Genomic DNA, 8,727 nt, shown 5'->3' with positions numbered 1-8,727 from the left:
TGACCAGATTGTGATATTGGCTACGGGAGGGAGTCAAGGGGCGGAGGCTATCAACCGTTTTTGGTTACAGTTTTTGCCGCGATTTCAAGAACATCCCGAATGGGTCTTATTATGGGCAACAGGTCGTCGGTATTATACGGGGATTATGGAGCAATTGAACCATATTCCGACTTGGAACCCAAAACAGGTTCGGGTCTTCGAATACTTTTATGAGATTCAAAAGTTTTATCGCATGAGCGATGTTTTTTTGGGACGGGCAGGGGCTATGACGATAGCCGATTGCACAGCATTTGGGCTTCCGTCAATTTTGGTGCCCTCTCCCCATGTCAGTGAAGATCATCAAACAAAAAACGCGCAAGTGATTGCGAACCGTCAAGCCGGGATCCTGATACCGGAGCCGGATTTGCTGAAACGTGGCGAAACGGAACTAATTGCCATCCTCAAAGATAGGGATCGACGTGGTAAAATGGCGTCGGCTGCTTTGGCGATTTATGATCCATTGGCGTCTGAAAAGATCGCACGAACGATTCTAGAAGCTCACGAACGGTAGCAGGAGGGGTGTGCATTGAACGCGTCAGAGATTGCGACCGAATTGCGTCACTGGGATATTGGTCCGGTCTTAGAAAACGAACCATTATCTCGGCACACCTCTTTTCGCATTGGAGGTCCGGCATCCGTTTATGTTCAACCGAATTCACAAGAGGACCTGATTCAGATACTGAACTGGGTTGATCAGCATGAAATTCCTTTTTTTGTGTTGGGTCAAGGAACCAATGTGTTGGTGTCAGATCTTGGATTAGATGCTGTGGTGATTTCGACCTCAAGAGCGTTACGCCACATTTTGGTTGATCAGGAACGCATCGTTGCGGGGGCGGGCGTCTTACTAACCAAATTGGCCCATAAAGCGCATCAAGCGGCGCTTCAGGGACTCGAGTTTGCGGTGAGTATTCCAGGAACCTTGGGTGGCGCATTGGTGATGAATGCGGGAGCTCACGGGTCGGAAATGCGAAACATCGTGGAGCAAATACGGGTATGGGAGCCGGGATATGGTATTAAGACCTTGAGCGCCACAGATGCGGGATTTGAGTACCGTCGGAGTCAATTTATGGTACGTCATTGGATTGCCTTGGAAGCGAGTATGACGCTTAAGCATGGTGATATGCATGCCATTTTAGACAACATGCGTCATTTTATGGATTACCGCAAACGCACTCAGCCAGTCGGAGATGCCAATGCTGGCAGTGTATTTAAAAATCCTCACCCCGATTATGCTGGGCGGTTGATTGAGAGCATCGGCGCTAAAGGATGGCATGTGGGTGATGCGGTGGTATCTCCAGTGCATGCGAACTTTATTGTCAATCGGGGCAAGGCTAAAGCTCGTGATGTCTTAACGTTGATGCGACGGATTCGCTGTCATGTGTTCCAGCGCTATCATATTGTGTTGCGGCCCGAAGTGCGCTGGATCGGGCCCGGAGAGGGAGGAACCGAGGGAACATGGGAGAATTTGTGGTACGGGGAAGGCGGCGGCTTACAGGAACCGTGCGAGTAAACGGCGCCAAAAACGCTGCCTTGCCGATCATGGCAGCAACGGTTCTTGCTAGTCGTCCCGTGTTATTGCATGATGTGCCGGACCTACGCGATATTCGTGTTATGAGCCAAGTGCTTCAGGCCTTAGGGGCCGAAGTGGAACGACGGGGTTCCGATATCTTTGTCGACCCGCGAACTATTAATAACTATGTGGTTCCAGCCGAATTAATGCAAGAAATGCGCGCTTCAATTTTTTTATTGGGACCGTTATTAGCACGCCTCGGGGCGGCAGAAGCGACACAACCGGGAGGCTGTGCCATTGGACAACGTCCCATTGATTTGCATTTGTATGCCCTAGAACAATTAGGGGCGCGCATTTGCGATGAAGACGGCCGTACCGTGTTGCGCGCCGACGGGCTTCACGGCAATGAAGTGCATTTCCCATTCCCCAGTGTGGGAGCCACGGAAAATGTGTTGATGGCTGCAGCCATGGCCGAGGGCGAGACCAGGATTCGGAATGCCGCAATGGAACCCGAGATTGTGGATTTGGCCCAATTTCTTGAAAAATTGGGAGCCACTGTTCGAGGAGCCGGTACTCCCGACATCCGGGTTACCGGGAATCCTCATTTGGGGGCCACTGAACACACCATTATCGGAGACCGGATTGAGGCGGCGACGTTTATTTTAGCCGTGGCCGCCACGGGTGGCGATATTGTGGTGCAAAACTGTATGGTTGATCATTTACCCGGACTATGGACACGGCTTAAAGAACTGGGCGTCATGATTGAGGAACTCGATGCGGAAACCGTTCGTGTTGTCAGTGAAGGAGTCTTTAAGCCCTGCCCGGTCTCGATTGCTACGGCACCTTATCCTGGATTTGCGACGGATTTGCAGCCCCAATTCATGAGCTTTCTCTTGCAAGTGCCAGGGGTTCATTTAATCACCGAACGCGTGTTTGAAAATCGTTTGGGTCATACCATCGAATTGAGAAGGCTTGGGGCACAAATTGTTGCGGATCAGCGCGTAGCGCTCATTTATGGAGGTCATCCATTACATGGGACCGTGGTCACTGCTCCTGATCTCCGAGCGGGGGCCGCGTTGGTCAATGCGGCGTTGATTGCGGAGGGAGAAACGGTTATTCGTGGGCGCGAAGTCATCGAACGTGGCTACGAAAATCTGGATTATCGTCTGCGTTCTTTAGGTGCAGACATTGTTGCCAGGTAGCCGCTCTTTCTGAAATCATCGTTCGCCCCTGAGATTTTGAGGGCCTCTTGCCGTAATCAGGCGAGGTCTTTTCAGTGAGTGGGTAGAGCAGACAAAATTCTATCATTCTGTTCATTGAATGCAGGAATATTGGCTTAGCAGCGAGAAAAGGAAGAGGGGAGTATTGTCGATAAAGTCAGCCGGAGGTGTGATGTGCCTAAACGCCAACTAATGCTTGCTCTCGACGTTGGAACCACCAAAGTGTCCGCATTGGTTGCGGAGGCTAAAACGGATGGAGAATTAGCGGTTCTAGGAATCGCCGCCACGCCTGTTGTGGGGATGCGTCGGGGATTAGTTTTTGAGGTCGAACGGGTTGCTCTCGCCATCCGGGATGCGGCAAATCGGGCCAATAGTATGGCGGGAACCGAATTGACGCAGGCTGCTGTTGCCATCAATGGAGAACATTTGACGTTGACACCGGGACAGGGCAAAATCGCGCTGAAGACCGGGGTGATTCGTGAGGAAGATTTGCAACATGTTATGGCAAAGGCGTCCCATGTCAGCCTGGGGAATGACCGCGAAGTCATTCGCGTGATTCGTCGAGGAATCGCCGTTGACGGATTTCGCGGTGTGGTAGATCCTGTAGGTATGGTTGCCCACACCATGGAAGCGGATGTCTTTGTTGTGTCGGGATTAAATACGGTCATCCGCAATTTGCGCCATGTCGTAAACATGGCAGGACTAAACGTTTTAAATTTTGTTCCGGCTCCTGAAGCATCAGCGAATGCGGTGTTGTCGGATGATGAAAAACAAGTGGGCGTTGTGCATCTCGATGTGGGTGGTGGAACGACCGGTGTTTCGGTCTATCGTGGTGGTCATTTGCAATATCTCGGTGTCGTGCCTTTAGGCGGTGAATCCATTACATCAGATTTGTCCGTGGGCTTGGGCGTGGTGGCCACCCAAGCCGAACGACTCAAATTGGAACATGCAGCAGTAGGCTCGGAGCGCGAAGGAACTTTAGAAGTACGGGCGGTAAGTGGCCAAGCTGTGAAACTCATTCCGATTAAGGAGCTCCAAGAGATTGTTGCGGCTCGAATCGATGAATGGACAGATTATGTTGAAAAGCAACTTCAAAAAATTGAATGGACAAAGGGACCTGCGGCGGGTGTTGTCATGACTGGTGGCGGGGCACTTCTCAAAGGATTAGACTCGCATTTAGCAACACGGTGGGGCTGGCCCGTTCGAATTGGCGGTCCATACGGATTAGGCGGATTATCAGATCTTTCCAAGAGCCCCGGTTACGCAACAGTGGTTGGGGTTGCGAAGGCCATGATGCGTGACGGGGTGGCACCGGAACCGGAAACATTGTGGCGCCGTCTTATACAATTTTGGGTAAATTTGTGGGGATAAACTTAGCGGATTCGGAGATGGGGAGGATTTTGCATGCTGGAATTTGATCAATCGGCTGAGAATTTTGCCGTCATAAAGGTGGTTGGCGTCGGCGGGGGTGGTACCAATGCTGTCAACCGGATGATCCAAGCCGGGTTAAAAGGTGTCGAATTCATCGCGATCAATACGGATGCTCAAGCTTTAGCATTGTCGATGGCGCCTACCCGGTTGCAAGTTGGTACGAAATTAACCAAAGGATTGGGAGCGGGGGCCAATCCTGATATCGGGGCGAAAGCTGCTGAAGAAAGTCGTGAACAAATAGCCGATGCCTTAAAAGGCGCTGACATGGTTTTCATTACCGCAGGAATGGGAGGTGGCACGGGGACTGGTGCCGCCCCCGTCGTGGCAGAGGTTGCGAAAGAAGTGGGGGCCTTGGCCGTTGGAGTCGTGACCAAACCCTTTACCTTTGAAGGACGGCGGCGACAAACATTTGCTGAAAAAGGTGCCGCCACCTTAAAGGCCAAAGTAGACACTCTCATTACCATTCCGAATGACCGTTTATTGCAAGTTGTTGAAAAACGCACCTCGATTATGGAAGCGTTCCGGATTGCCGATGATGTTTTGCGACAAGGTGTTCAGGGTATTTCTGATTTAATTGCGGTTCCTGGACTTATCAACCTCGATTTTGCGGACGTGAAGACAATTATGTCGGAAATGGGCTCGGCATTAATGGGTGTGGGCGTGAGCCAAGGCGAAAATCGTGCAGCCGCAGCGGCCAAAGCGGCCATCTCTAGTCCATTGCTGGAAACCAGCATTGACGGGGCAAGAGGGGTATTGCTCAATATTACCGGTGGTAACGACTTAGCATTATTTGAGGTCAACGAAGCAGCGGAAATTGTCATTCAGGCCGCTGATCCGGAAGCGAATATTATTTTTGGAGCGGTCATTGACGAAAGTTTGAAAGACGAAGTGCGCGTCACCGTCATTGCTACGGGATTTTCTGGGGACCGGATTATGAGCCGACCGGAGGCAGAAATCCGCGAACGCGAAGAAGTAGAGATTAAGCCTTTTGCGAATAACGATGATTTGGATATTCCCGCATTTTTGCGCCGAAGAAATTAAGATAGTTTTGTAAAAGATGAGGGCCGTCGGATGCCAAGACGGCCCTTATTTTGTCGTCAAGTTTTCGTGAGGGCTTCGGCAAACTGACAGTCTTTGCAATCTATTGTCCTTAAAATACTTCACGTCAGACATACCTCAGATATGTTACGCATATGCATCGAATAAGGTTGATCAATACGCCAAAAGGGGATGAGCCTATGGTTAGTGCAGTAGGCACACTCGCTATAAGCTACATTATGGATTGGTCGCTGTTACGCGTGACCATTGTGCTGCTTGATCGACGCATCCGCCTTTGGCGTTTGGTTTTAGGTTCCGTGCTGGGAACCTTGCCGACCTTGTGGGTTTTGCTGACACAAAATCTCTATGCCGTACCTTGGGAAATCATGATGATATGGCCGGCCTTCGTTGTGATCGTGGCCGTGGAAAAATTGCCATGGCGTTTGTGGATGAAGGCCTACGTCATTTTTATCGCGATGACAATTCTTGCTGGTGGCATTGCGCTAGTGGTTCTCACATGGATTCCGCACAATTTTCTTCCCTCGTGGATACTTGTTGGACTGACGGTTCCCGTTATTCTGTGGCTGATTGGTCGCTTTGTACCGCATCAGCGAATTCGGCAGTACTTAGGTGAATCTCAACTTGGTGAGGTCCGTCTCGTTCTTGCAGAAAAGATGCTTACGGTACGGTGCTTGTGGGATTCAGGTAATCGGATGCGTGATCCGGTCTTGCGCCGACCTGTGATTGTCCTGGAAGTCAGCCAAGCCATCGAATGGCTGCCGGAGAGTGTGTTGGCATGGGTCTCATCGTTTTTGGCGGGGAAGCATGACCCGGTCCCGGAAGACTGGCGAGGACGATTAGGCACCGTTCGGTATCAATCCATCGGTGGTCAAGGCATTTTGCCTGTCGTTGCTCTGGATTTGGCGCAGGGGCAATTTCAGGGACGATGGTTTCCTTTAGCTCCCGTTTCGTTAGCTCTAACGAATGCTAATGTTTCCGCCGACCGTTCTTATTTTGCTCTGGTTTCTCCCGACTGCATTGTGACATTAAATCAAGAAGGGGTGGGTGCATGATTGCAGAATGGCAATCGCCGCATGGCGCGACGTGGATTCATCGGATTCGGCAATTTTTATCCGCGATTCTCGGCTGGGACCAATCCGCCACCGAGATTCATTATGTTGGCTCCAGTGAAGCACTGCCCCCGCCCCTTACCGGGGATGAAGAAGCCAACCTTCTCTCATTATTGGGCAACGGTGAAGATAGCGTGCGTTCCGTGTTAATTGAACGCAATTTACGACTCGTCGTCTATATTGCCCGCAAGTTTGAGAACACAGGAATTGGGATTGAGGATTTAGTGTCTATTGGGGCTATCGGGCTCATCAAAGCGGTGAATACCTTTAATGTGGACAAAAAAATCAAACTCGCTACCTACGCATCAAAATGCATCGAGAATGAAATCTTGATGTATCTCCGCCGAAATTCTCGGACTCGTTCGGAAGTGTCTTTTGATGAACCGCTCAATGTCGATTGGGACGGTAATGAATTGCTCCTGTCTGATGTGTTGGGGACAGAAAATGATATTATTTACAAGCGTTTAGAAGATGAAGTGGACCGTACCATGCTTAAAAAAGCTTTAAGCAAGCTTAATGCCCGCGAACGTCGCATTATGGAATTGCGTTTTGGATTGGTTGATGGTGTGGAACGAACCCAAAAAGAAGTGGCCGATTCATTAGGGATTAGCCAATCGTATATTTCTCGCTTAGAAAAGCGCATCATTAAACGCCTGCGCAAGGAATTTCACCGCATGGAATAGACTGTCTTTGTCATCTGATCCCATCCACGGATAACCTCTATGAGCTCTGGAAGCCAAATTTTGGCAAATTCCAGAGCTTTTTGTATATCCTCCTCCTCCTTTGGTGATACTTCTCAATGAAGTTAGTTGCTGATACAACTCCGGGGAGGAATAAAGGGGATATGCCATTAAACAAAGTCGAAATCCCTGGTGTCAATACGGCCAAGTTGCCCGTTTTGGGCAATGCAAAAATGCGGGAGTTGTTTCAGGCCATGCAATCAGGCGATGAGACCGCACGGGATGAATTAATTAATGGGAATCTTCGCTTAGTGCTGTCGGTCATCCAGCGTTTTCAAAATCGAGGAGAACATAGTGATGACCTGTTTCAAGTCGGATGTATCGGGCTGATGAAAGCCATTGATAATTTTGATCTCAGCCAAAATGTTAAATTTTCGACCTATGCAGTGCCCATGATTATTGGTGAGATTCGGCGATATTTGCGTGACAACAATCCGATTCGCGTCAGCCGCTCCTTGCGGGACATTGCATATAAAGCCCTTCAGGTCCGTGATGGTTTAGTTCACCGCTATTCCAAAGAACCGACAATTAGTGAAATCGCTGAAGAACTTAGTGTTCCGCGCGAAGAAGTGTTATACGCGCTGGATGCGATTCAAGAACCGGTTTCCTTGTTCGAGCCCATTTATCACGACGGAGGCGATCCAATCTTTGTCATGGATCAAATCAGCGATGAGAAAAATCATGATCGCAACTGGTTAGAAAGTTTGGCCATTCGCGAAGCCATGAGACGTCTCACGGACCGGGAAAAGCTTATTCTCACCATGCGATTTTTTGATGGGAAAACGCAAATGGAAGTCGCCGATGAGATTGGCATAAGTCAGGCTCAAGTGTCCCGACTCGAAAAAGCGGCGTTAAATCATATGAGGAAGTATATCTAATGTGGATCAAGCAGATTCTCCTCAGTTTGTTTGCGATGAGTTTTTTGTGGTCTCTTGCTCCTCAGCCAGGTCAGGGTCTAGTATCGCCAAATCGCCCGGCCAAATTGTCGCAAACCTCTATTTCACCGCCCCCCGTTATCAGGTTTCGGGTGATTGCGAATTCGGATAATCCGGTAGATCAAGCGGTAAAACTCGATGTCCGGGACCATGTCTTAGCGGTCTTAGATCCCTTGCTTGTTCACGCGAAGACCCGCCAACAAGCGGCGTCTATTCTAGCATCACATATCAAAACCATTACCCGCGTTGCCGATGACGTTTTGCGAATCAATCACGTGTCGTATCAAGCGCATGTGTCGCTGACCACAACAGAGTTTCCGACGAAAGCCTATGGAAGCTGGGTGTTACCGGCCGGGAAATATCAAGCGCTGCTGGTCATTTTGGGAAAAGGCCAGGGTCATAACTGGTGGTGTGTCTTATTTCCCTCGCTGTGTTTTATTGATATGAGCAATGCCGTGGCGATTCCTGTGTCCCCTGCGTCGGGTCAAGCGGGGGTTGAAGAGCCGGAGTCCTCGCCAACGGTTCCTGAAAGCGTGCCTGCTCTCCCTGTGCGGATTCCTCATCCCGTTCCCGCCTCTTTGCGCGGTCATATACGTGTGAGCTGGTCTTTGCCGGGCTTTGTCAATCATCTCCTCGGCTGGATTTAATAGGTATCCTCAATTGTCGTCTAGGGGATTTGCTCCG

The 8,727-nt window shown here is 50.0% G+C and carries 9 protein-coding genes; all 9 read left to right on the top strand.

What is annotated here, in order from left to right:
* On the top strand, nt 1–550 hold a 550-nt coding region (locus tag B8987_RS17740), incomplete at its 5' end, for a UDP-N-acetylglucosamine--N-acetylmuramyl-(pentapeptide) pyrophosphoryl-undecaprenol N-acetylglucosamine transferase (protein ID WP_278281294.1).
* Nucleotides 551–565: 15 nt separating this feature from the next.
* A complete protein-coding gene (murB, locus tag B8987_RS17735) occupies nt 566–1,549 on the top strand; it encodes a UDP-N-acetylmuramate dehydrogenase (protein WP_037912468.1) in 984 nt (327 codons plus the stop codon).
* On the top strand, nt 1,495–2,751 hold the full coding sequence (gene murA, locus B8987_RS17730; RefSeq protein WP_028962352.1) for a UDP-N-acetylglucosamine 1-carboxyvinyltransferase: 1,257 nt from the start codon (nt 1,495–1,497) through the stop codon (nt 2,749–2,751). The genes murB and murA overlap by 55 nt, the downstream gene beginning before the upstream one ends.
* A 192-nt stretch (nt 2,752–2,943) precedes the next feature.
* The gene (gene ftsA, locus B8987_RS17725; protein WP_084661856.1) at nt 2,944–4,140 is read left to right on the top strand and encodes a cell division protein FtsA; all 1,197 of its coding nucleotides are present in this window, start codon (nt 2,944–2,946) and stop codon (nt 4,138–4,140) included.
* 33 nt (nt 4,141–4,173) lie between these two features.
* Entirely contained in the window at nt 4,174–5,241 is a 1,068-nt protein-coding gene (gene ftsZ, locus B8987_RS17720; RefSeq protein ID WP_020374582.1) for a cell division protein FtsZ, read from the top strand.
* 197 nt (nt 5,242–5,438) lie between these two features.
* Complete coding sequence (locus tag B8987_RS17715; protein ID WP_176213260.1) at nt 5,439–6,311, top strand: sigma-E processing peptidase SpoIIGA; 873 nt, start codon at nt 5,439–5,441, stop codon at nt 6,309–6,311.
* Entirely contained in the window at nt 6,308–7,051 is a 744-nt protein-coding gene (sigE, locus tag B8987_RS17710) for an RNA polymerase sporulation sigma factor SigE (RefSeq protein ID WP_020374584.1), read from the top strand. The genes B8987_RS17715 and sigE overlap by 4 nt, the downstream gene beginning before the upstream one ends.
* 161 nt (nt 7,052–7,212) lie before the next feature.
* On the top strand, nt 7,213–7,986 hold the full coding sequence (gene sigG / locus B8987_RS17705; RefSeq protein WP_020374585.1) for an RNA polymerase sporulation sigma factor SigG: 774 nt from the start codon (nt 7,213–7,215) through the stop codon (nt 7,984–7,986).
* Nucleotides 7,986–8,690, top strand: a complete 705-nt coding sequence (gene spoIIR / locus B8987_RS17700) for a stage II sporulation protein R (RefSeq protein WP_051351045.1) — start codon at nt 7,986–7,988, stop codon at nt 8,688–8,690. Before sigG ends, spoIIR begins: the two co-directional genes overlap by 1 nt.
* Nucleotides 8,691–8,727: the final 37 nt, after the last annotated feature.

This window comes from Sulfobacillus thermosulfidooxidans DSM 9293, assembly GCF_900176145.1.
GTDB classification, from domain to species: domain Bacteria; phylum Bacillota; class Sulfobacillia; order Sulfobacillales; family Sulfobacillaceae; genus Sulfobacillus; species Sulfobacillus thermosulfidooxidans.
The sequence above is the reverse complement of the archived record's forward strand: the minus strand, read 5'-3'. Positions and strand labels throughout refer to the sequence as shown.